Annotated in this window: 20 protein-coding genes; 10 read left to right on the top strand and 10 right to left on the bottom strand. The window is 62.3% G+C overall.

The window, feature by feature from the left end; genetic code table 11:
* Positions 1 to 164: 164 nt before the first annotated feature.
* Positions 165 to 839 (bottom strand): lipopolysaccharide core heptose(II)-phosphate phosphatase PmrG, encoded by a 675-nt coding sequence (gene pmrG, locus U367_RS0111225; RefSeq protein ID WP_028617017.1) that lies wholly within the window; start codon positions 837 to 839, stop codon positions 165 to 167.
* Positions 840 to 1,113: 274 nt separating this feature from the next.
* Between pmrG and U367_RS0111220 the strand changes: the two genes are divergently transcribed.
* The 4 genes from U367_RS0111220 to U367_RS0111205 all read left to right on the top strand — a co-directional run bounded on the left by U367_RS0111220 (position 1,114) and on the right by U367_RS0111205 (position 6,841).
* Positions 1,114 to 1,782: an ABC transporter ATP-binding protein gene (locus tag U367_RS0111220; RefSeq protein WP_028617016.1), complete on the top strand. Its 669-nt coding sequence runs from the start codon at positions 1,114 to 1,116 to the stop codon at positions 1,780 to 1,782.
* 1 nt (position 1,783) lies between these two features.
* On the top strand, positions 1,784 to 4,246 hold the full coding sequence (locus tag U367_RS0111215) for an ABC transporter permease (protein WP_028617015.1): 2,463 nt from the start codon (positions 1,784 to 1,786) through the stop codon (positions 4,244 to 4,246).
* The gene (locus U367_RS0111210) at positions 4,236 to 5,297 is read left to right on the top strand and encodes a lipocalin-like domain-containing protein (RefSeq protein WP_028617014.1); all 1,062 of its coding nucleotides are present in this window, start codon (positions 4,236 to 4,238) and stop codon (positions 5,295 to 5,297) included. Before U367_RS0111215 ends, U367_RS0111210 begins: the two co-directional genes overlap by 11 nt.
* Positions 5,298 to 5,398: 101 nt before the next feature.
* Positions 5,399 to 6,841, top strand: coding sequence for a PPC domain-containing protein (locus U367_RS0111205; protein ID WP_028617013.1), 1,443 nt, complete (start codon positions 5,399 to 5,401; stop codon positions 6,839 to 6,841).
* 49 nt (positions 6,842 to 6,890) lie between these two features.
* Here U367_RS0111205 and U367_RS0111200 read toward each other — a convergent pair whose 3' ends face one another.
* Both U367_RS0111200 and U367_RS0111195 read right to left on the bottom strand, forming a co-directional pair.
* The gene (locus tag U367_RS0111200) at positions 6,891 to 7,991 is read right to left on the bottom strand and encodes an SMP-30/gluconolactonase/LRE family protein (protein ID WP_028617012.1); all 1,101 of its coding nucleotides are present in this window, start codon (positions 7,989 to 7,991) and stop codon (positions 6,891 to 6,893) included.
* Positions 7,988 to 8,665 (bottom strand): sterol desaturase family protein, encoded by a 678-nt coding sequence (locus U367_RS0111195; protein WP_028617011.1) that lies wholly within the window; start codon positions 8,663 to 8,665, stop codon positions 7,988 to 7,990. The genes U367_RS0111200 and U367_RS0111195 overlap by 4 nt, the downstream gene beginning before the upstream one ends.
* 296 nt (positions 8,666 to 8,961) lie before the next feature.
* Between U367_RS0111195 and U367_RS0111190 the strand changes: the two genes are divergently transcribed.
* The 6 genes from U367_RS0111190 to U367_RS0111165 all read left to right on the top strand — a co-directional run bounded on the left by U367_RS0111190 (position 8,962) and on the right by U367_RS0111165 (position 15,784).
* Positions 8,962 to 9,885: a substrate-binding domain-containing protein gene (locus U367_RS0111190; RefSeq protein ID WP_028617010.1), complete on the top strand. Its 924-nt coding sequence runs from the start codon at positions 8,962 to 8,964 to the stop codon at positions 9,883 to 9,885.
* A 63-nt stretch (positions 9,886 to 9,948) separates the two neighbouring features.
* Positions 9,949 to 11,457 carry a sugar ABC transporter ATP-binding protein gene (locus U367_RS0111185; RefSeq protein WP_028617009.1) on the top strand — a complete coding sequence of 503 codons (1,509 nt, stop codon included), beginning with the start codon at positions 9,949 to 9,951 and terminating at the stop codon, positions 11,455 to 11,457.
* A complete protein-coding gene (locus U367_RS0111180) occupies positions 11,423 to 12,415 on the top strand; it encodes an ABC transporter permease (RefSeq protein ID WP_028617008.1) in 993 nt (330 codons plus the stop codon). Before U367_RS0111185 ends, U367_RS0111180 begins: the two co-directional genes overlap by 35 nt.
* 28 nt (positions 12,416 to 12,443) lie before the next feature.
* The gene (locus U367_RS0111175) at positions 12,444 to 13,523 is read left to right on the top strand and encodes an alcohol dehydrogenase catalytic domain-containing protein (protein WP_028617007.1); all 1,080 of its coding nucleotides are present in this window, start codon (positions 12,444 to 12,446) and stop codon (positions 13,521 to 13,523) included.
* 2 nt (positions 13,524 to 13,525) lie between these two features.
* Positions 13,526 to 15,058, top strand: coding sequence for an FGGY-family carbohydrate kinase (locus tag U367_RS0111170; protein ID WP_028617006.1), 1,533 nt, complete (start codon positions 13,526 to 13,528; stop codon positions 15,056 to 15,058).
* Positions 15,059 to 15,784 (top strand): SDR family oxidoreductase, encoded by a 726-nt coding sequence (locus U367_RS0111165; RefSeq protein WP_028617005.1) that lies wholly within the window; start codon positions 15,059 to 15,061, stop codon positions 15,782 to 15,784. It abuts the gene before it with no gap.
* Here the strand turns inward: U367_RS0111165 and U367_RS0111160 are convergent.
* The 7 genes from U367_RS0111160 to U367_RS0111130 form a co-directional block, all read right to left on the bottom strand.
* Positions 15,781 to 16,785, bottom strand: coding sequence for a LacI family DNA-binding transcriptional regulator (locus U367_RS0111160; RefSeq protein ID WP_028617004.1), 1,005 nt, complete (start codon positions 16,783 to 16,785; stop codon positions 15,781 to 15,783). The genes U367_RS0111165 and U367_RS0111160 overlap by 4 nt on opposite strands.
* A 58-nt stretch (positions 16,786 to 16,843) precedes the next feature.
* Complete coding sequence (locus tag U367_RS0111155) at positions 16,844 to 17,707, bottom strand: LysR family transcriptional regulator (protein ID WP_028617003.1); 864 nt, start codon at positions 17,705 to 17,707, stop codon at positions 16,844 to 16,846.
* Between the two features lie 523 nt (positions 17,708 to 18,230).
* The gene (locus tag U367_RS0111150; protein WP_028617002.1) at positions 18,231 to 19,634 is read right to left on the bottom strand and encodes an amidase; all 1,404 of its coding nucleotides are present in this window, start codon (positions 19,632 to 19,634) and stop codon (positions 18,231 to 18,233) included.
* Positions 19,631 to 20,899 (bottom strand): Zn-dependent hydrolase, encoded by a 1,269-nt coding sequence (locus tag U367_RS0111145; protein WP_028617001.1) that lies wholly within the window; start codon positions 20,897 to 20,899, stop codon positions 19,631 to 19,633. Before U367_RS0111145 ends, U367_RS0111150 begins: the two co-directional genes overlap by 4 nt.
* Before the next feature lie 13 nt (positions 20,900 to 20,912).
* Positions 20,913 to 21,608: an ABC transporter ATP-binding protein gene (locus tag U367_RS0111140; RefSeq protein ID WP_028617000.1), complete on the bottom strand. Its 696-nt coding sequence runs from the start codon at positions 21,606 to 21,608 to the stop codon at positions 20,913 to 20,915.
* Complete coding sequence (locus U367_RS0111135) at positions 21,608 to 22,357, bottom strand: ABC transporter ATP-binding protein (RefSeq protein WP_028616999.1); 750 nt, start codon at positions 22,355 to 22,357, stop codon at positions 21,608 to 21,610. Before U367_RS0111135 ends, U367_RS0111140 begins: the two co-directional genes overlap by 1 nt.
* The gene (locus U367_RS0111130; RefSeq protein ID WP_028616998.1) at positions 22,354 to 23,364 is read right to left on the bottom strand and encodes a branched-chain amino acid ABC transporter permease; all 1,011 of its coding nucleotides are present in this window, start codon (positions 23,362 to 23,364) and stop codon (positions 22,354 to 22,356) included. Before U367_RS0111130 ends, U367_RS0111135 begins: the two co-directional genes overlap by 4 nt.

Here is a 23,364-nt window from a genome sequence, read left to right as displayed (position 1 = left end):
CCTGACGTTTAGTTGTGGGGATTTCAAGTAATGAAGTAATAGAAGAGCAAATCACAATGTTCACTGAATGACGGAAAATATTCATGACGTCCTTAGTTAAAGGGCGCAACTAAACATGCCAGAACAGGGCTGTCTTTTTGCTGAACAAACGGACAGGAATATTTCTAGAGTTGTTTCAATGCGGCGGGCCAGTCCGGGCCATTGACGATGCCCAGGATCTTCAACTTACCGTTGGGTAATGTCTGCACAAACAACGCGCTGCCGTATTCGGGGAACGCAGCATGGGGGAAACCCTGGGCTTTTTCGAAGTCGGCGATGCAGCCACTGTGGGTGACGAACACCAGGTTGCGTCCAGGGGCCTTATGACTGAGCAATTCTTCGCCCATGGCCGTGCCGCAGACGGCCTGCTGGCCGGAGGTCAACTCGTTTTTGCCGAACATGAAACGCAGGGTCTGCGCAGTGCGAATCGTGGGGCTGGCAAGTACGTCGCTTGTGCCCATGCCCAATGATTTAAAGGCGTTTCCGAGCTCTTCGGCCTGTTGGCTGCCATGAATCGTGAGGCCTTCCACGGGGCCCAGGCAAGGGTTGGTCGAGCGGTCGCAACGCTCTTCATGACGCACCAGCACGATCAGGTCGCCGTCACGCCAGAGGGGCAGCACGTGGGAGGTCAACAGGCGATTGCCGATACCGAGGTCCTTTGGCGATGCGTGCCAAAGCAGGCTGGCGGCAAGCAGCAAACCCACCACGAACAAGCCCAGCCACAGCCGTCGCAGGCGCCTGATAAAGGCCCATCGCGAGCGCGGTTTGGTCAGGGTAAGGTCAACCACTTTATTCACCATGGTAGTGTTGGCAATGTTCTATTAATTAGGCGCAACGTGTGGGCGAATGCCGGTAATGGAACAAGAGGCTGTCACACGGCGGCTGTCTTTTCGCTGAACATTTTGCATGTAAAAAGTTGTGAAGCTTGACAACTAACAAGTTGCCAACAAGTGACGCTTGGCCGGTAATTTAAAGAGGGGTGGGTGGGCAGTCGGTGAAATCGATGTGAAAAATTTGCATGACCGGGATCGGCAGCCGTTATTCTCGATTGCCCCCCCTCAAACGAGTGTCGTCATGCTGCAGGTGCAAGGTGTGTTCAAAAGCTATGCCACCCCCCAGGGACCGTTGGCGGTGTTGGCCGGTGTGGATCTGCACCTGGCCGAGCGCAGCAGCCTGGCGTTGATGGGTGAGTCGGGCAGTGGCAAGAGCACCTTGCTGCACCTGGTGGCCGGGTTGGATCGGGTGGAGGGGGGCAGCATCCAGGTCGGCGAGCGGCGTCTCGATCAACTCAGCGAAGCGCAGCTGGCCCACTGGCGGCGCACGGAGATCGGGCTGGTGTTCCAGCAGTTCAACCTGATCAGCAGCCTGCGGGTCGAGGACAACCTTGCGTTCCAGGCGCGGTTGGCAGGACGGTTTGACCCGCACTGGCAGGCACAGTTGGTGGAGCGTCTGGGCCTGGGCGATCTGCTCAAGCGTTATCCGGAACAGCTTTCCGGCGGCCAGCAGCAACGGGTCGCGGTGGGGCGCGCATTGGCGTCACGGCCGGGCCTGCTATTGGCCGACGAACCCACCGGCAACCTGGACGAAGCGACCAGCGACGAGGTGTTGCAACTGCTGCTGGACTTGCTGCGTGACAGCCCCACCAGCTTGTTGATGGTCACCCATAGCCCGCGTATCGCCGCATGCCTGGACCGGCAGGTGGTACTGCAGCGTGGTCGTGTCGTGCCGGCGAGCGCTGTCTGAAATGGCAATTTTTTATTGGACCTTGCGTGCGCTGCTCAGCCATTGGCGGCGCCATCCCGTGCAGTTTTTCAGCGTGCTCACCGGTTTGTGGCTGGCCACCGCGTTGCTGATCGGCGTGCAGGCCCTCAACAGCCAGGCGCGGGACAGCTATGCCCGCGCCAGTCATTTGATCGGCGGCGAGCCCCAGGCCAGTCTTGGCACGCCGGACGGCGCCAGCTTCCCACAGGACGTATTTGCACAGTTGCGGCGCGCGGGATGGCCGGTGTCGCCGGTGGTTCAAGGGCGGGTGCAACTCAAGGGGCTGGGGCATGTGCGCCTGCAATTGATGGGCATCGACCCGTTGTCGTTGCCGGGCAGTGGCGCAGTGGCGGGGCAGCGCATGAGCCAGGCGCAGATGATGGCGTTTTTCGATCCGCCGGGGCGTACCTGGATTGCGCCGCAGACCTTGCAGGACTTGGGGCTGCATGCAGGTCAACAGCCCATCACCCTGAACGGACACGCCCTGCCGCCGCTGCAAGCCCAGGCCGATATGGCTCCCGGATTGTTGCTCACCGATATCGGCTTTGCCCAGCCTGTGCTGGAGATGCCTGATCGCCTGTCGCGGCTGTTAGTGGACAAGGCGTTCGCCGCTGGCCAGCCCACGCCGCCCGCCGGGCTGCAACTCAAGCAGGGCGAGGACAATAACCTTGCGCGTCTCACCGAAAGCTTTCACCTGAACCTCGATGCATTGGGCTTTCTGTCCTTTGTGGTCGGGTTGTTTATCGTGCACGCCGCCATTGGTCTTGCCCTGGAGCAACGGCGCGGGCTGTTGCGCACCTTGCGCGCCTGCGGCGTCAGTGTGCGTCTGTTGATTATCAGCCTGGGCGTCGAACTCGGCGTGCTTTCGTTGCTGGGTGGCGTGCTGGGCGTGGCCAGCGGCTATCTGCTGGCGAGTCTGTTGCTGCCCGATGTCGCTGCCAGCCTGCGTGGTTTGTATGGTGCCGAGGTGCCGGGTCAATTGAGCCTGAGCCCTTGGTGGTGGGGCGCGGGGTTGGGCTTGAGTTTGCTCGGCGCGTTGCTGGCCGGTGCCAGCAGCCTGTGGCGGGCGGCGCGCTTGCCCTTGTTGGCGCTGGCCAATGCCCAGGCCTGGCATGAGGCCCATGGGCGTTGGTTGCGGCGTCAAGGGTGGGTGGCCGGTACCGCGTTGGTAATCGCTGTGCTGGCGCTGTGGTTCGGTCACAGCCTGGCTGCCGGCTTCGTGCTGATGGCTGCGTTGCTGCTCGGCGCGGCCCTGGGGTTGCCGGTGGTGCTCAATGGCCTGCTCAAGGCTGTTCTGGGACGCAGCCGCTCGGTGCTGGGCCAGTGGTTTCTCGCTGATTGCCGTCAGCAATTGCCGGCGTTGAGCCTGGCCCTGATGGCGCTGCTGTTGGCCTTGGCCGCGAATATCGGGGCGGGCTCCATGACCTCGGGGTTTCGTCATACCTTCAACAACTGGTTGGAGCAGCGTCTCACCGCCGAGTTGTACCTCAACCCACAAAACCCGGCCCAGGCGCAGCAACTGAGCCGTTGGTTGGCGCAACAACCGCTGGTGCAGACGGTGCTGCCCACCTGGCAGGTTGCGGTGCAGTTGCAGGGCTGGCCGGCGGATGTGTTTGGCGTGGTCGACGACCCCACTTATCGCCAGCATTGGCCGCTGTTGGAGGCGTCGAGCGAGCCGTGGGATCAACTGCAGCAAGGCGACACGTTGATGCTCAGCGAGCAACTGGCGCGCAGGCTGGCGGTGAAGTTGGGCGATACCCTGAGTATCCCCACGCCTCAAGGCACCTGGACGCCAAAGATAGTGGGGATCTACGCCGATTACGGCAACCCCAAAGGCCATGTGTTGGTCAATTCCAAGCACCTGCTGACCCATTGGCCGACGCTGTCTCCGGCGCGTTTCAACCTGCGTGTGTCACCTTCGGATGTGGCGTTGCTGACCCGTGAGGTGCAGCGCGCCTTTGCCCTGGACGACAGCCGTATCGTCGATCAACAGCAACTCAAGGGCTGGTCGAGCCAGGTGTTCGAACGTACCTTCGCCGCCACTGCTGCCCTGAACAGCCTGACGCTGGGCGTGGCCGGCGTGGCGCTGTTCATCAGCCTGTTAACTCAGAGCCAGAGTCGCCTGGGCCAGCTCGCACCGCTGTGGGCATTGGGCGTCACGCGCCGGCAATTGATGCTGCTCAATCTCGGCCAGACCTGGCTGTTGGCGGTGCTTACCCTGGTCCTGGCCTTGCCGCTCGGCTTGCTGTTGGCTTGGTGCCTGGACGCGGTGATCAATGTGCAGGCTTTCGGTTGGCGCCTGCCGTTGCAGGTGTTCCCGTGGCAACTCGCGCAATTGCTCGGGTTGGCGATGGTTGCGACGTTGCTGGCCTCGGCATGGCCGTTGTGGCAGTTGTATCGCAGCCGTCCGGCGGATCTGTTGAGGACGTTTGCCAATGAAGATTAAGTGCCTGTTGTGGATGTGCTGCTTACTGGTCGCTTGTGACAAAGCCCCTGAGCCGCAGGAAAGCTTCGCCGGCCTGGGCAGTGACGCGGCGGACTTTGCCCAAGTGGTGCCCGGCAAAGTGTTCAGTTTTCCCGAGGACCATGGGCCCCATCAGGGCTTTCGTATCGAGTGGTGGTACGTCACCGCCAACCTCAAGGACGCGCAGGGCAATGTCTTCGGTGTGCAGTGGACGTTGTTCCGCAATGCGCTCAAGGCGGGGCCGACCGAGGCGAGCTGGCGTGATTCGACAATCTGGCTTGGCCACGCCGCCGTGACGTCCGCCACTCACCACTATGCCGCCGAACGCTTTGCGCGCGGCGGCGTGGGCCAGGCCGGGGCCCAGGCGCAGCCGTTCAACGCCTGGATCGACGATTGGAACTTTGTCACCCGTCCCGGCGCCGCGAGCAGCTTGGCCGACATGCAACTCAAGGCCAGTGGTGCGCAATTCGCCTATGACCTGCACCTGACGTCCAGTCGCTCACTGGTGTTGCAGGGCGACAACGGCTACAGCCGCAAGTCCGACCAGGGCCAGGCGTCGTACTACTACAGCCAGCCGTTTTTCAGTGCCAGTGGTAGCGTCACTATCGATGGCGAGGTCTATAAAGTCACCGGTCCGGCCTGGCTCGACCGCGAGTGGAGCAGCCAACCGCTGAGCGCCGGCCAGACCGGCTGGGACTGGTTTTCCCTGCACCTGGACCGGGGCGAGCAGTTGATGTTGTTTCGGGTACGGCAAGCCGACGGCGCTGGGTATCTCACGGGCACCTGGATCGACGCGCAAGGCCAGACGCAAACGCTGCACAACGCAGATATCCAACTGACACCGTTGGAAACCACCACGATTGATGGGCGCAAGATTCCCACGCGCTGGTCGCTGAAAATCCCTGGCAAACAGTTGGATATCATCACCCAAGCCGTCAACCCGAACGCCTGGATGAACCTGAGCATTCCGTACTGGGAAGGGCCGGTACGGTTTGACGGTGGGGTGGGCTATTTGGAAATGACGGGGTATTAGCAAATAAAAATACTGGACATGCATACAGTATGCGGCTAGATTCCATCCCAGGTGACCGGATGTCACCTGACCTTCAGTTTTTAACTATGGATGGATAAAAAATGAAATCTAAAAAAGCCTTTATGCTGGGCGCGGCCATGGCGGCCTCCTGCTTCGTTTCGGCCTTTGCCCTGGCCGAGCAATACCCTCAGAAACTCAATGTCGAAGCGGTCAGGCAGGCCGTGGACAAAGCCCTGAAATCCGGCGGCAAGCTGGACGCGGCGAAGGTCCCGGCCAGCCTCAAGCAAAAGCTGAAGGCAGCCAAGACCGGTCAGTCCAAGGCTGTCACGCAGTCCGTCAAATCCGCGCCTTTCAACACCGTGGTCGGTGAGTTGAAAAAGCCCGGCCAGGCCGAGCTGAAGAGCGCTGCCGTTGCGGCCTTCGTCCCGCTGTTCCCCACCCTGGATATCAACACGCTCTACACCATCACGGGTGTGGCTCAAGGTGAAGAGTTCGCTTATCACTTCAACCTGCCAGAAAACGCGCGGGTCCAGGTGCAACTGGTCAACCAGAGCGCAGGCACCGACATGTCGCTGACCCTGTTCCAGGACGACGGCCAGGGCAACCTGAGCGTGGTGGGCTCCTCGGATGCCGCAGGCAATGCCGACGAGTACCTCAACGGCGTACTGCCGGCCGGTGATTACTACTGGTACATGGTCGCCAAGGTCGCCAGCAGCTCGCAATTCAGCTTTGGCGTGGCGGTGGATACCAACGTCGATGCCTATGAACCCAATGACACGCCGCAAACCGCCTTTGTGCTGCCGGACTCGATGAACAAGGTGACCGGTAACCTCGACAACGCCAACGATGTCGATTACTTCGACTTCAAGGCGGTGCGTGGCCAAAGCGTGAGCATGTACCTGGCCGGTGACGCGAACGGCAGCCGCAACCAATGGATTTTCGATCGTTTTGACGGCGTCAATTGGGTCACCATCCCTGCCGGCTCGACCTCGACCTACCCGAGTGTCACGCCGGGCACCACGGTGAAGGTGCGTGTGCGGGCCAATCCGGCCGTGGTTCAGGATTCGACCAAACAATACCAGTTGAGCCTGGGCTCTACGCCGCGCCTGAACACGTCTGATGTGAAGGGTGACAATATCGTGCGTGTACCGGCGTCGATTTTCTGGATGGCGACCCAGGCGGGACGTACGGTGAACTGGACCACCAATTGGTCCGACTCCACGGGCGCACCGCTGCTGGGCGTTACGCCGGTTCTGCGTATCGACAAACGCTTTGACGGTGCCGAGTTCCACTGGACCGACTTCAAGGCCACCACCAACAGTGCGGGCACATCCCAGGCCAGTTCCGGTATCGGCGACTGCTTCGGCGATAACCGTGTGCAGTATCCGGACAGCAGCACGGGCGTCACCTACACCTGGGACACCACTTTCAACTTCGGCGGCTGGCGTATCGAGCTGGACGAGTTCCCTGGCGTGGGCGTGGGTGGCGAGAACGTGCCTTACGTGACCTTCGGGCACATCTGCACCCAGAACATCGTTCACTGATTCAACGGTGTGAGTGAGAAGGGGCAGCCTGACGAGGCTGCCCCTTTTTTTATTCGCCCGCCAATGCCAGGTCCAGCGGTAGCCGCGCCATGCTCGTGCCTTTCAACGAGCCCAGGTACAACCAGTTTCCATATTCCCGTGCGGTGGTGATCGGCGAGTAGTTCCCCGGGCTGCCGTCCTGCAGGTTGGCGATGACCTTACCTTCGGGATCCAAGCCCAGCACGAAGGCTTTGCGTTCGATAGGCTTGGGCACCACCATCAGCGCCCGTACCATTACCTTGCGCAGCAATGGGTAGCCGGCAAAGCTGTCAAGCAACGGATTGCGTGGCGAATACAGCGCTACCCAGAAACGGTCCTGGCCGTTGAAGCTAAGGTTGTCCGGCAGGCCGGGCAGGTTGTCGATAAACAGGTCATGGGTGCCGGCGCGCTCGCCCTTGAGCCAGTAACGGCTGATACGGTAGGCGCCGGTTTCATTCACCAGCACGAAGTTTTCATCCGGCCCCAAGGCCACGCCGTTGGCAAATTGCAGTTGGTCCAGTAGCACGTCGGTGCTGCCGTTGCTGAAGTCATAGCGCAGCAGCCGACCGTCGCCGCCATGTTCGATCACCGCTTCGCCGTCCTGCCCGTAGCCCCAGCGACTCGACGCATCGCTGAAGTAGGCATAACGCCCGCTCGCGTCCACGGTGACGTCATCGGTGAAACCGAAGGGCAGGCCGTTGGCACTGGTGCTCAACGTAGTGAGTTGGTGTTTTGCATCCAGGGCGAGCAAGCCCTTGATCCCGTCGGCAATGATCAGGCGCCCATCCGGGTGCAGCGCCAGGCCCAGGGGCCTTCCGCCGGTATTGGCCAATACTTCCAGGCTGCGGCTGTCGGGCGAGGTGCGGATGATGCGCCCGTCATGCAAGCCGCTGATCAAAAAGCCCTGGGCGTCCAGCAGCAAGGCCTCGGGCCCGGCGATGTCCTGGGCGCCGATTTTCTGCACGCCCTTGAGGCGCTGGTTCTCGGTGTAAAGGCCGCTCTTCATCGACGGCGCCGAGGGTGGCGTCCAGTTTACGGGTTGCACTTTGGTCGGCATCAACAGCAGAAAGGCGACCACCGCCAGAAGCAGTAGAAACAGCAGATGACGTAGTTTTTTGGGACGGGTACTCATGACGATGCCTGGTTGTCGTTGATGCTCGGTTCCCAATGCAGGGTGCCGAACAGGTAATCCATCAGGGGAAGGACGATGTTGAAGTTGCGACCCTGCATCAGTTCACGGCGGTGATGCAGGGCGTGCAGATGGTGCATCTGGCGGATCCACGGCAAGCGCGCCACCGGGTGGCTGGCGGGCAGGTGCTCGCAGGCGTGAAACACTTCGTAAAGTAAATACCCGAGGATCATGCACCCCGCGAACAGGCCGGCGACATTGGGGCTCAATTGTTTGAGCAACCACCAGGCAGGCAGAGTGATTGCCAGGCTGTGCAGCACGATCAGCCAGGCCGGGAACAGGATGACGCGCCAGTCGCGGGGGCTGTCGTAGGTCATGTGGCCGGGGGTGAAGAAACTGTGATGATCGCCGGTGTGGCGTGCGTAGAACAGCCGGGCCAAGGCGTGCTTGTGGTGGCCGAGGTGACGGTGCACGAGGTAGATGCAGAGGTTGAAGAACACCAGGGTCAGCGGCACGGTCAGCCATTGCACAGCGCTGATCTGATGCGTGGATGACCAGGCCAGGGCGATGCACACGATGCCGTAGCCGAACACGAAACTGGCGTGCAGCCAAGGGTTGTAGTGGGGTGCGACAGTGGCGCGGTAACGGGCGCGAAAGGTCTCGGTGGGGTGGTCCATGGCGGGTTGCTCGGTGTTTTTTTGTTGGAGTCTGAGCTTAGTTGGTGGTGGGGAATGTGCGAGTTTTGCGCTGCACACAGACCTACTGTAGGAGCCGGCTTGCCGGCGATGCTGACACCTCGGTGTGTCAGGTACGGCGAGTGGATGCCATCGCCAGCAAGCCGGCTCCTACAAGGACCGTGTCAGCCGAGGCGACCAGTGGGGGCTTGCACACCCCATGTTTCCTTGTTAGTTTCTCGCAAAATGTTAACGATAACATTTGCTCTAACAATAAAAACAAAACAGAGAATCACGCCATGAAAATGCTCCCGAAAACCCTGTGTTTATTGGCTGTAAGCATCACCCTCGGCACTGTCTCCCCAGCATTCGCCGACGCTGCCAAGCCGATCCGCATCGGCGCGTCCTTCCAGGAAATCAACAATCCCTACTTCGTCACCATGAAAAACGCCCTGGAAGAAGCCGGCGCGACCATCGGCGCGAAACTGATCATCACCGACGCCCGTCACGACGTGTCCAAGCAAGTCAGTGACGTCGAAGACATGCTGCAAAAAGGCATCGACATCCTGCTGATCAACCCTACGGATTCGGTCGGCGTGCAATCGGCGGTCAAGTCTGCCCACGCCGCCGGTGTCGTGGTCGTCGCGGTAGACGCCCAGGCCGACGGCCCGCTGGATTCCTTCGTCGGCTCGAAGAACTTTGACGCTGGCTTCCAGGCCTGTGAATACCTGGCCAAGAACATCGGCGACAAGGGCAATATCGCGATCCTCGACGGCATCGCCGTGGTGCCGATCCTGGAGCGTGTGCGCGGTTGCAAAGAGGCCGTGGCCAAGCACCCCGATATCAAGATCGTCAGCATCCAGAACGGCAAGCAGGAGCGTGACCAGGCGCTGACCGTCACCGAAAACATGCTGCAGGCCCAGCCCGCCCTAAAGGGCATTTTCAGTGTGAATGACAACGGCTCCCTCGGCGCGCTCTCGGCCATCGAAGCCAGCGGGTTGGACGTGAAGCTGGTCAGCGTCGACGGCGCGCCGGAAGCGATCAAGGCGATCCAGAAGCCCGGTAGCAAGTTCATCGCCACCTCAGCGCAGTATCCGCGCGACCAGATCCGCCTGGCGCTGGGCATTGCCCTGGCCAAGAAGTGGGGCTCGCAGGTGCCGGCCACCATCCCGGTGGACATCACCCTGATCGACCAGGCCAAGGCCAAGGATTTCAGCTGGTAAATCGCCTAGGCCCCACGCCTGACGTGGGGCCCAGGTCATCCTTCTGAATACGAGGTCGGTGGTATGAGCAGTCTTCTGAAGTTGGAAAACATCTGTAAGCGGTACCCGGGCGTACAGGCCCTCAAGTCCATCAACCTGCAAGTCGAGCGCGGTGAGATTCATGCCTTGCTCGGCGAAAATGGCGCGGGCAAATCGACGCTGATGAAGATCCTCGGTGGCGTCGAGCATCAAGACGAAGGCCAGATCCTGATCGATGGCCAGGCGCAGCAGTTCGCGACCTATCGCGACGCAATCGCCGCCGGTATCGGCATCGTGTTCCAGGAGTTCAGCCTGATTCCCTACCTCACTGCCGTGGAAAACATCTTCCTCGGCCATGAGCTGAGTAACCGTTTCGGCCTGTTGCGCAAGCGCGAAATGGTCGAGGCCAGCGAGGCGTTGTTCAAGCGCCTCGGCGTGACCATCGACCTGCAATGTGCGGTCAAGCACCTGAGCGTGGCCGAGCAGCAGTTTGTCGAAATCGCCAAGGCCCTGGCCCTGGATGCGCGCCTGCTGGTGTTGGATGAACCGACTGCCACGCTGACACCGAGCGAGGCTGAGCTGCTGTTCGACATCATGCGCGAACTCAAGCGCCAGGGCGTGGCGGTGATTTTCATCTCCCATCACCTGGAGGAGATTTTCCAGGTGTGCGACCGCATCAGCGTGTTGCGCGACGGCGGCAATGTGGGCGTTACCGATGTGGCTGACAGTGATATCGACCGGCTGGTCGAGATGATGGTCGGGCGCCGCCTGGAATGCAGTTTTCCACCCAAACCGAACACCGAGCGTGGCCCGCTGTTGCTGGAGGTCAAGGACATCCAACTGGTGCGCAACGGCCCGCACAACAGCTTCCAGCTGCACAAGGGCGAGATCCTCGGCTTTGCCGGCTTGGTCGGTTCCGGTCGTACCGAACTGGCCCTGGGCATGATGGGCGCGCTGCCGTCGGTGAGCAAAGACGTATGGCTGCGCGGCGAGAAAATCACCCTCGACGACCCGGCCCAGGCCCTGGCCCACGGCATCGGCCTGCTGCCGGAAAGCCGCAAGAGCGAAGGGCTGATCACCGACTTCAGCATTCGCGAAAACATCTCGTTGAACAACTTGCCCAAATACCAGAACGCCTCGGGCCTGATCGACAAGAACCGCGAATGCGCCAGCGTCGAAGGCCTGATGAAGCAACTGTCGATCAAGGCCCCCAGCAGTGAAAGCCGGGTGTTCAACCTCAGCGGCGGCAACCAGCAAAAGGTGGTGATCGCCCGTTGGATCAACCATCACTGCGACGTGCTGGTGTTCGACGAACCCACCCGTGGCATCGACGTGGGGGCCAAGGCGCAGATCTACGCGCTGATGCGCAGCCTCACCGAACAAGGCTACGCAATCATCATGATTTCCTCCGAATTGCCGGAAGTCATCGGCATGTGCGACCGCGTCGCCGTGTTCCACAAGGGCGCCATCGTCAAGGTACTCGAAGCATCTGCCGTCAATCCTCAAGAGGTCATGCGCCATGCAACAGGGGGCTCAAGTGAATACGTCCATTAGTACCGGCGACAACAACCGGCTGCGCCTGAACCTGGCGCGGCTGGTGCGCTCGCCGGCATTTTATCCCTTCGTCGGGCTGGTAGTGGTGACCCTGGTGATGATCCTCGCCAGCGACACCTTCCTCACTGCCAGCAACCTGTCGAACATCGCCCGCCAGGTGTCGATCAACGCGATCATCGCGGTGGGCATGACCTGCGTGATCCTCACCGGCGGCATCGATCTGTCGGTAGGGCCGGTGATGGCCTTGTCCGGCACGCTCACCGCCGGGTTGATGGTCGCGGGCCTGCCGCCCGGCCTGGCGATTGGCGCAGGCATGTTGATCGGCGTGGCCTTTGGCATCGGCAACGGCTTGTTCGTGGCCTACCTGCACATGCCGCCGATCATCGTGACCCTGGCGACCATGGGCATCGCCCGTGGCCTGGGCCTGATGTACACCGATGGCTACCCGATTTCCGGGTTGCCGGATTGGTTTGCGTTTTTCGGCCGTGAAAGCCTGTTCGGTATCCAGGTGCCGATCCTGATCATGCTGCTCACCTACCTGGCGGCCTACGTGCTGCTGCAACACACGCGCATCGGCCGCTACATCTACGCCATCGGCGGCAATGAAGAAGCGGTGCGGTTGTCCGGCGTGCGTGCGGCGCGTTTCAAGTTGCTGGTGTACGGCATCAGCGGCCTTACGGCGGCGATTGCCGGGCTGGTATTGACCTCGCGCCTGATGAGCGGCCAGCCGAACGCCGGCGTGTCGTTCGAACTGGACGCGATTGCCGCCGTGGTACTCGGCGGTGCCTCGATTGCCGGCGGGCGCGGGGTGATCGTCGGCACCTTACTCGGCGCCATGTTGCTCGGCGTGTTGAATAACGGCCTGAACATGCTGGGCGTGTCGCCCTATGTCCAGAGCGTGATCAAGGGCGCAATCATTTTGCTGGCGATTTTTATCAGCCGTCAGCGCCACAAATAAACTTCTCACAAGCACAGGACCCGACACCATGGACAAGCACACCGAAATGCAAGCCGTCGTCTGCCACGGCCCCAAAGACTACCGCCTGGAACGCATTGGCAAACCCCAGGCACGCGCCAATGAACTGGTGATCCGTATCGCTGCCTGTGGCATCTGCGCCAGTGACTGCAAGTGCCACTCGGGCGCCGCAATGTTCTGGGGCGGCGACAACCCGTGGGTGAAGGCGCCGGTCGTACCGGGGCACGAATTTTTTGGCTATGTGGTGGAAGTGGGCGAGGGCGCCGAAGAGCACTTCGACGTCGCGGTGGGCGACAAGGTGATCGCCGAGCAGATCGTGCCGTGCGGCAAGTGCCGTTTCTGCAAGTCGGGCAAGTACTGGATGTGCGAAGTGCACAACATCTTCGGCTTCCAGCGTGAAGTCGCCGAAGGCGGCATGGCCCAGTATATGCGCATTCCCAAGACCGCCATCGTGCACAAGATCCCCGAATCGGTGTCGCTGGAAGACTCGGCGCTGGTGGAACCGATGGCCTGTTCGATCCATACCGTCAACCGTGGCGATGTCCAGCTCGACGATGTGGTGGTGATCGCCGGCGCCGGCACCCTCGGGTTGTGCATGGTCCAGGTCGCTGCGTTGAAAACCCCGAAGAAACTGGTGGTGATCGACATGGTCGACGAGCGTCTGGAACTGGCGAAAAAATTCGGCGCCGATGTGGTGATCAACCCGTCGCGCGACAACGCCCGTGAAATCATCAACGGCCTGACCGACAACTACGGCTGCGACGTCTACATCGAAACCACCGGCGTGCCGGCCGGCGTGACCCAGGGCCTGGATTTGATCCGCAAGCTCGGGCGTTTTGTCGAGTTCAGCGTGTTTGGCGCCGAGACCAGCGTCGACTGGTCGATCATCGGTGACCGCAAGGAGTTGGACGTACGCGGCGCTCATCTCGGGCCGTATTGCTACCCGATCGCCATCGACCTGTTCGAGCGTGGCCTGGTCACCTCTAAAGGCATCGTCACCCATGACTTTCCGCTGGACGACTTTGCCGACGCCTTCGCGTTGGCCAACTCGACCAAATCTATCAAGGTGCTGTTGAAGCCGGTGGCCTGAAAATGAACTACGTGATGGGTGTCGATATAGGAACCCAGAGCACCAAGGCGCTGCTGGTGGACGGTCAAGGTACGATCATCGCCCAGCACAGCCAGGGGTATCGCGTGGATACCCCGAAAGTGCGCTGGGCCGAGCAATGGCCGCAGGTCTGGCTGGACGCCGTCGAGGCTTGCGTTGCGCAGTGCATGGCCAAGGCCGGCGTGGCGGCGCAGCAGGTCAAGGCGTTGTGTATCAGCAGCCTGTACGGCGGCTCCGGGATTGCGGTGGATGCGCAAATCACGCCGCTGCACCCGTGCCTGATCTGGATGGACCGCCGTGCTGGCGAGCAGGTGGCCTGGGTGCGCGAGAAGGTGGACCTGGAGCGTCTGTTCGCGATCACCGGCAACTCGGTGGACAGCTACTACGGCTTCACCAAGATGCTCTGGCTCAAGCAGCACCAGCCCGAGGTGTGGGCCAAGACTCGCTACCTGCTGCCGCCCAACAGCTACATCAACTGGTGCCTCACCGGCGAGTTGGCGGTGGACCATAGCAGTGCCGGCAATATCGGTGGCGTCTACGATGTGAAGGTGCGCGGCTGGTCCGCCGAAATGCTTGATGCACTGGGCATACCGCAGGCGATGATGCCGGAGCGCCTGGTGTATTCCGGGGAAGTCGTCGGTGGGTTGCTGGAGGGTTGGGCGGCGCGTCTGGGCCTGCAGGCGGGCACACCGGTTCTGGCCGGTGGCGTCGATGCGGCCATGGCAACGCTGGCCGCAGGGGTGACGCAGCCGGGCAATCACGTGGCAATGATCGGCACCAGCATGTGCTGGGGTTACCTCAACCAACAAGTGGATGCACACCATGGCTTGGTGAGCATGCCCCACGTCTACAACGGCCACCGCGACCTGTACATCTTTGGCGGAGCAATCACCGCCGGTGCCTCGGTCAGCTGGTTTCGCGAGCAGTTCTGCCAGGCCGAAGAGCAACAAGCCAAGGCCACCGGCCAGGACAGCCTGGTGCTGCTGGAACAGCGCGCGATGAACATCCCGGCCGGCAGCGAAGGCCTGTTGTTCCTACCGTACCTGATGGGCGAGCGCAGTCCGGTGTGGGATGACCGTGCCAGTGGCAGTTTTGTCGGCTTGAACCTCTACCACAGCCGTATTCACCTGTATCGCGCGGTGCTGGAGGGCGTGAGTTTTGCCCTGCGACACAACATCGAAGCGGGCACACGCGGCGCGCATTCCCTGGACCCGCGCTTGATCGTGGTGGGCGGGGCGAGCCATTCGGACCTGTGGATGCAGATCATCGCGGACGTTACGCGGTATCCGGTGTACACCATCGTGCAGGAGGTTGAGGCCGCGTTGGGCGCGGCGTTGCTGGCGGCACACACGGTGGGGTTGGTGAGCGATGGGGAGATGGACAAGGGCTGGGTGCAACTGGAGTTGCGGGCTGAGCCCAAGGCGGAAAATGTCGAGGCATACGACCGCGCGTTTGCCGAGTACCTCAAGCTGTATCCGGCCCTGAAACCGATTATGCACAGCCTGCAGGAGAACTGAATGAACGCAGCCTTCGACTTCACCCACCATCGCATCCTCGTCACCGGCGCCAGCAGCGGCATTGGGCGCGAAATCGCCTTGCAACTGATCGCCAGCGGCGCCGATGTCTTTGCCCTCGGCCGCGACGCCCAAGCCTTGGCCGAACTCGGTTGCCACACCTTGTGCCTGGACATCGCCGACAGCGCCGCCCTCGATAACGCCCTGCACGACCTGCCACCGCTGCACGGCCTGGTCAACTGCGCCGGCATCTCGCGGCTGGAGCCCGCCGCCGCCATCAGCGCCGACGCGTTCGACCAGGTGATGCAAGTCAACGCCCGCGCCGCCGCCCAGGTCGCCAGCCGCGTGGCGGCCAAAATGATCGAAGCACACATCGCCGGCAGCATCGTCAACGTCTCCAGCCAGGCCTCGCTGGTGGCCCTGGACGATCACCTCGGCTACTGCGCCTCCAAGGCCGCGCTGGATGCGATCACCCGTGTGCAATGCGCCGAGTGGGGCCGCTTTGGCATTCGCGTCAACAGCGTCAACCCCACCGTCACGCTCACGCCGATGGCGGCCATGGCCTGGTCCGAGCCGGCCAAGCGCGACCCGGCGCTGGCGGCCATTCCATTGGGGCGTTTTGCTGAAACCGTCGAGGTGGCGTTGCCGGTGCTGTTCCTGTTGAGCAGCGCCGCCAGCATGATCAGCGGCGTGAGCCTGCCCATCGACGGTGGCTACACCAGCCGCTAGCCGTTTTCCAACTGACCGGCGATCACCACCTTGTCCCGTGGCTTGAACGGGTCTTCCAGGCGATCGAGCAACAGGCGCACCGCACTGCTGCCGGCCAAAGACGCATCGTGAGCCACGCAGGCGATGGGCACGCCGAAGATATCGGCGAAGGGCAGGCGGTCGATGCCGCAGATGGTCAGGCTGTCATGGGCGATGTTGTGCATGCGCAGTGCGCGCAAGGCGCCGAGGGTGATCAACTGGTTGAAGCCCATGATCGCGTCCGGCGCCGAGTGTTCGGCCAGGTAGTCGAGGGTGTGCAGGTAGGACGGCATCAGCGTGTAGTCGCCGGCCTGTACTTCGACCTGCACCTGCGGGTGCTCGGCCAGCACTTCGCGCAGGCCCTTGAGGCGTTCGACGGTGATGCGTGAGTGCTCGGGGCCGGTCAGCACCAGCAGGCGCTTGAGGTCGGGCGTCTGGCGCAGCAGGTAGTGCGCGGCCTGGATGCCGCTGTGGTAGTTGTCGAGCACCACGCGGCTGAACGGGCTGTCGTGGATTGTGCGATCGAGCAGCACCACTGGGGTTTTGCCGTTGCCCAAGCGTTCGAGGTAATCGGGCTGGTAGCTCGGTTCATCCGAGACCGGCGACAGAATGATCCCCGCCACGCGGTAGCCCAACAGGGTGTCCACGGCCTTGCTTTCCAGCTCCTCCAGCTCATCGGTGTCCACCAGCATGATGGTGTAGCCGTGCTGTTTGGCCTCGCGGGAAATCGCCTTGATCATTTCGCTGTAGAACGGGTTGTCCACGGAGGCGGTGATCACACCGATGATCAGGCTCTCACTGCGCTTGAGCCCGCGTGCGAAGGCGTTGGGCACGTAGTCCATCTCCCGCGCCACTTCGAGGATGCGCGCCAGGGTGGCCGGTTTGACCAGGTCGGGTTTGCTCAGTGCGCGAGACACCGTGATGGTGGTCATGCCAACCCGTTTGGCGATGTCGCTGATAGTGACGGACTTCTTCTTGTTCATCGGTCAGGCTGCAAAAGGAAACACCCGCAGGCTAGCATGCGCGGTGGAGATTGTTGCTTCAAATCAATGGGTCCCAACGCTGCGACCAGTCGCTTTCGCCCTTGACCACCTCACGCAGTAACCCCAGTGCCTGTTGCAACACTGCCGAATCTCGCGCCCGTGAATACACCAGGTACGTCGGGAAGCTGAATTCCGGCGCCTTGGGCACACGCTGCATTACGCCGCTGTCCAGGTAACTCTGCACCACGCGAGTGCGGAAATAACCGGCGCCGCCATTCTCAAGGATGTACTGCAATGCCAGCGGCCCCAGGTTGAAACTCAACGCGGCACGGGCCTTGTCGGGCAGCGCGGCGTCGTGTTGCTGGCGAAAGCCCGGTCCCCAATCGATATACACGTAGGGCGCCGGATTGCTCGCCAACTGCACCAGGATCAGTTTTTCCTCCAGCACCTGTTCCACCTGCAAGCCTGGCCAGTATTGCGGCTGGAACACCAATGCAGCGTCGAGTACGCCCAGTTCCAGCTGGCGCAACAGGTAATCGCCTTCGCGGATTTCGGTGCGCAGGGCATGGCCGGGGATGTGTTGGCGTAACGCTTGGGCCCAGCCGAGCATCAATGGATTGCACAGGCTGACTTCGCCGCCGATGTGCAGCACGTTGCGATAACCATCGGGCAGCGGCAGGTCGCGTTTGGCCGCTTCCCAGGTTTGCAGCAACTGGTTGGCGTACACCACGAAGGCCTCGCCGTCGGCGGTCAGCCGGGCGCCTGCGCGGTTGCGTACGAACAGTGTGCTGCCTAGCTGGCTTTCCAGGCTCTTGACCCGTGCGGTGATGGCGGTCTGGGTGACGTGCAGTTTCTCGGCCGCTGCGGCCAGGCTGCCGCAGCGGGTGATTTCGAGGAAGGTGCGTGCCAGTTCGATGTCCATGAAGCCCCCGGGGATGAATGGGGGACAGTGTAATGGAATGTGGTTGAAACTGTGGGAGGGGCTTGCCTGCGATGGCGGTGGTGATGTGGACATATCCGTTATTTAGGTAACGGCTGGTATGGGTTCCGCCCTTACGGCGGGTCACTTTTGGAAAAGAGCCCGGAATGCCGGCCCAGCCAAAAGTAACCAAAAGGGCTCTTGCCCCAACACTCGGTACCTCGCCTAGGCTCGGTATGCCCGTAATCCGACAGGTATTTGGGGGGCCGTCGCCACGCGCCATCCATGGCGCGGGGCGGCTAAACCGGCATCCCTGCCGGTTTACCCCCCAAATCCCTGTCAGATTCCGGCCAGCGTGTTTGACGGGGCGCCTAAGATCAAAAGCAAGATCAGAAGCGACTCGCTTCACATCGTGGATACGCGGTCTTGTAGGAGCCGGCTTGCCGGCGATTGCGGTGTGTCGGTGACGGGTGAGGTGTCTGACACGGCGCCATCGCCGGCAAGCCGGCTTCTACAGGTGGGCATTTCAGGTTGGGGTTTGTGGGGCTTGGAGATGCTGGGTCGGGAAGGCCTTCGCGTAGGCGTGGCACACCCGCAACACCTGCTCGTCGGCAAAACGTGCGCCTACTACATGCAAGCCCACCGGCAAGCCGTTCGCTGCCAACCCACACGGCACCGAGGCTGCCGGTTGCTGCGTCAGGTTGAAGGGGTAGGTGAACGGTGTCCACTGTGTCCATTCCTGCAAACCCGAACCCGGTGGCACGTCATGCCCGGCATCGAACGCGGTGATCGGCATCATCGGCGATACCAGCACATCGTAATGCTCATGGAACGCCGCCATGCGTGCCACCAGGGCTGCGCGTGCTTCAAGGGCCGCGCTGAAGTCGTCCAGGCTCAAACGCTCGCCGCGCTGGGCGATGCGCAGCAGGCCGGGGTCCAGCAGTTGTTTTTGTGACTCGCTCATGGGCCCGGTCAGGCGTGCAGCGCCGGCTGCCCACAAGGTGCTGAAGACTTCCAGCGGGTCACTGAAGCCGGGGTCGATCTGCTCGACATGGGCGCCCAGTTGTTCCAGGCCTCGCACCGCCTCCGCGACCACCTTGGCCACTTGCGGGTCGACCTCCACGTAACCGAAGTTCGGACTGTAGGCCACGCGCAGCCCTTTCAAATCCGCTGCGCCCGACAACCACGGTGTGGTCCTCGGCGCACCGATCAACCCGTCCCGAGCATCCGGTTGCGCGATGGTCTGCAGCATCAATACGCTGTCTTCCACCGTGCGGGTCATCGGCCCTAGGTGCGAGAGGATTGTCATGGAGCTGGCCGGCCACTGCGGCACATAACCGAAGGTCGGCTTGATCCCGAAAGTGCCGGTAAATGCACAGGGAATCCGAATCGAACCGCCCGCATCGCTGCCTTGGTGCAGCACCCCCAGGTTCAACGCCGCCGCCGCGCCCGCGCCGCCGGACGAACCGCCCGCCGTGGTGCGGGTGTCCCAGGGGTTGCGGGTGATGCCGTACAGCGGATTGTCGGTAACGCCTTTCCAGCCGAATTCAGGGGTGGTGGTTTTGCCCAGCAGCACCGCACCGGCCTTGCGCATAAAGGCCGGGAAGGGCGCGTCCACCTCCCACGGCCCGTCGGCGGACGAGGTGCGCGAGCCCTTGCGGGTGGGCATGCCGATTGTCAGCGTCAGGTCCTTGATCGAAGACGGCACGCCGTCCAACGGACCGCAGGGTTGGCCGTTCAGCCAGCGTTGTTCCGAGGCGCGCGCCGCATTCAGCGCGCCTTCCGGGTCCACGTGGCAGTAGGCATTCACCACCGGATTGAAGCGTTCGATCCGCAGCAAGGCGTCCTCGGTCACTTCCACCGGCGACAAGGTCTTGTCGCGAAAATGCTGCAGCAGTTGCACCGCCGTCAGTTGGCCGATCTCGCTCATGCCACGTCCCCCTGCGCCGCATTGACCATAGCGCGCAACAACACCGCGCAGCCCGCCGCCAGGTCGTCCGGCGCGGCGTTTTCGATTTCGTTATGGCTGATGCCGCCTTCGCACGGTACAAAGATCATCCCGGCCGGACCCAGTTCGGCGACAAAAATCGCGTCGTGGCCTGCACCGCTGACGATGTCCATATGGCTCAAGCCCAAGGCCTCGGCGCCTTCGCGTACGGCATTGACGCAGGCCGGGGCGAAGTCCAGCGGTGGGAAGTCGGCGGTTGGGGTCAGTTCATATGCCAACCCGTGCCTCGCGGCGGCGGCTTCGATCACGCTGCGCACTTCATCAACCATGGCTTGCAGCTTGTCCGCGTGCAGATGACGCAGGTCGAGGGTCATGTGCACCTGGCCGGGAATCACGTTGCGCGAGCCGGGATGCAGGCTCAGGCAACCGACCGTACCGCAGGCGTGGGGTTGCTGCTGATGGGCGATGCGGTTGACCGCGCTGACCACCTCGGCGGCGCCGACCAGGGCGTCCTTGCGCAGGTGCATCGGCGTCGGGCCGGCGTGGGCTTCGACGCCGGTGAAGGTCAGGTCGAACCATTTCTGGCCCAGGCAACCCATGACCACGCCAATGGTAGTGGCCTGGTCTTCCAGTACCGGGCCTTGTTCGATATGCGCTTCGAAGTAGGCACCGACCGGGTGGCCGAGCACGGCGCGGGAGCCGGCGTATCCGATGCGCTGCAATTCGGCGCCGACTGACAGGCCCTGGTCATCGAGCTTGTCGAGGGTGTCCTGCAAATCGAACTTACCGGCAAACACCCCGGAACCCATCATGCACGGCGGAAAACGCGAGCCTTCTTCGTTGGTCCACACCACCACTTCGATCGGCGCTTCGGTTTCAATCTTCAAATCATTCAGGGTGCGGATGACTTCCAGTCCCGCCATTACCCCGTAGCACCCGTCGAACTTGCCGCCGGTGGGTTGGGTGTCGATATGGCTGCCGGTCATCACCGGGGGCAGGGCCGGATTGCGCCCGGCACGGCGCGCAAAGATATTGCCGATAGCGTCGACACTGACGCTGCACCCCGCGGCCTCGCACCATTGTACAAACAGGTCACGGGCCTGGCGATCCAGGTCGGTCAGCGCCAAGCGGCACACGCCACCTTTGACGGTGGCGCCGAGCTGGGCCAGGTCCATCAGCGATTGCCACAAGCGGTCGCGGTTGATCAGCGGGGCGTTGCTCTTGAGCGGTTGCGCAAAACTATTCATCAGTAGTCTCCGGTCAGGCACTCAGGGCCAAATAACGGTTTTTGATGGTCGGGTCGGCGCGGAAGGCTTCGGCGCTGCCCTCGTAGACCACGCGGCCCTGTTCAAGCACGTAATGGCGGTCGGCGAGCTTGTCGCAGACCATCAGGTTTTGTTCCACCAGCAGCACCGGCAGGCCGTCGTCCTTGACCTTGCGCAGGATCTTCACCAGCTCGTCGACGATGACCGGGGCCAGGCCTTCGGTGGGTTCATCGAGGATCAGCAGCTTGGGATCGTTGAGCAGGGCACGGGCGATGGCGAGCATTTGTTGCTCGCCGCCGGACAACGCGTGGCCAGCGTTTTTGCGCCGCTCCTTGAGGCGCGGGAACATGGCGTACACGTCTTCGAGCTGCCAGCGGCTGGTCTTGCGTGCGGCGATGCGCAGGTTTTCCTCGACCGTGAGCAGGCGGAAGATCCCACGGTTCTCCGGCACTAGCGCCAAACCCTGGCGGGCAATTTCGAAGATCTTCTGGCCCACCAGTGCCTGGCCGTTGAAGTGGATCTGGCCCTGGCGCGGGCAGATGATGCCGAGAATGCTGCGCAGGGTGGTGGTCTTGCCGGCGCCATTACGCCCCAGCAACGTCACCAGTTCGCCAGGGTTGACGGTCAGCGACACGCCTTCCAGCACGTGGCTCTTGTCGTAGTAGGAATGGATGTTCTCAACGATCAGCATCAGGCAGCCTCCCCAAGGTATGCAGTGCGCACACGCTCATCGGCGCGCACGAATTCCGGTGTGCCTTCGACCAGGATCTGCCCGTGGCTCATCACCGTGATGCGTTGGCTGATGGACATGACGATGCTCATGTTGTGTTCGATCAGCAGCACCGTGTGGTCGCGGCCGAGGTCGCTGATCAACTGCGTCATGATTGGGATGTCATCGATGCCCATGCCCGAGGTGGGCTCATCCAGCATCAACAGTTTCGGTTTGGAGCAGATCGACATGCCCACCTCCAGCACCCGCTGCTGGCCGTGTGACAACTCACCGGCCAGGGTGCCGGCGCGGGCCGTGAGTTGCAGGCGCTCCAGCACCTGGTCGGCCATCTCCAGGTGTTCGCGCTTGCTGTCGACGCGGCGCCAGAAATTCAGTGCGCGTGCACCGTCGCGGCCTTGGGCGGCGAGGCGCAGGTTTTCGCGCACGCTGAGGTTCTGGAACAGGCTGGTGAGCTGGAACGAGCGCGCCATACCCAGGCCGACGCGGCCGTGGGCAGGCTTGCGCATCAGGTTCTTGCCGTCGAAGTGGATCGCCCCGGCGGTGGCCTGGCGTTCGCCGGTGAGGCAGTGGAACAGGCTGGTCTTGCCCGCGCCGTTGGGGCCGATGATGGTATGGATAGTGCCCGCCTCGACCTTGAGGTTCACGCCGTTCACCGCATGGAACGCGCCGTAGGCCAGTTCCAGGTCTCTGGTTTCCAAAAGGATGCTCATAGCCCTTCCTCCTTGGCGACAACGGCCGTTTTGCGATGGCCGCGTACCTTTTCGAACAGCGACGCGAGGCCGCCCCACAAACCGCCGCGCATGAAGATCACCACCAGGATCAGGATCACCCCCAGCAGCATCAGCCAGCGCGGCCACAGGTCGGAGAGGAAATCTCCGAGCAGCACGATGGAACCGGCACCAAGCAATGAGCCGAACAACGAGCCGGTGCCGCCAACGATGGTCATGATCAGGATGTTCTCGGACATCGCCAGGTCGATATTCGACAGCGGCACAAAGTGCAGCAGCATCGCGTACAGCGCGCCGGCAATTCCGGTGACCGCGCCGGACAGCACAAACACCAGGATCTTGAAGTGGCGTGTGTCGTAGCCGATGGCAGAGGCACGGGTTTCGTTTTCGCGGATCGCCATCAAGGTGCTGCCGAACGGTGACGCAATCACCCGGCGTGCGCCGATGAAGATCAGCAGGAACAGCACTGCGACAAAGCCGTAGAAGGCGCGGGCGTCGGCCAGTGACAGCAGCACCGTTTCACCCACGCGGATCTCCGGGCGCGGCACGCTGAGCAGGCCGTTGTCGCCACCGGTCCAGTCGCTGAGGGTGTAGGCGACAAAGTAGGCCATCTGGCTGAACGCCAGGGTCAGCATCACGAAGTAGATGCCGGTGCGACGGATCGCCAGGGCGCCCACCAGCAACGCCAGGAAACCACCGGCCACGGCGGCGCCGAGCAACGCCGTGAACAGGCCCAGTTGCAGGTGGATCATCAGCAACGCCGCGCAATACGCGCCGGCCCCGAAGAAGATGCCTTGGCCGAAGGAGAGCAGGCCGGTGTAGCCCAGCAGCAGGTTGCAGGCCAAGGCCGCCATCGCAAAGATCAGGATCTCGGTGGCCAGGGTCGCCGAGGGCAATATCAACGGTAGGCCGATCAGCACCGCCAACACCCACAGCAACATTGCGCGCGATTGCGTCTTGGCAAACGGCAGGGGGTTTTTCTCGCTCAT

Origin of the sequence: Pseudomonas canadensis (genome assembly GCF_000503215.1) — a bacterium.
Classification (GTDB): Bacteria; Pseudomonadota; Gammaproteobacteria; order Pseudomonadales; family Pseudomonadaceae; genus Aquipseudomonas; species Aquipseudomonas canadensis.
This window is presented reverse-complemented; position numbering and strand designations above follow the sequence as displayed.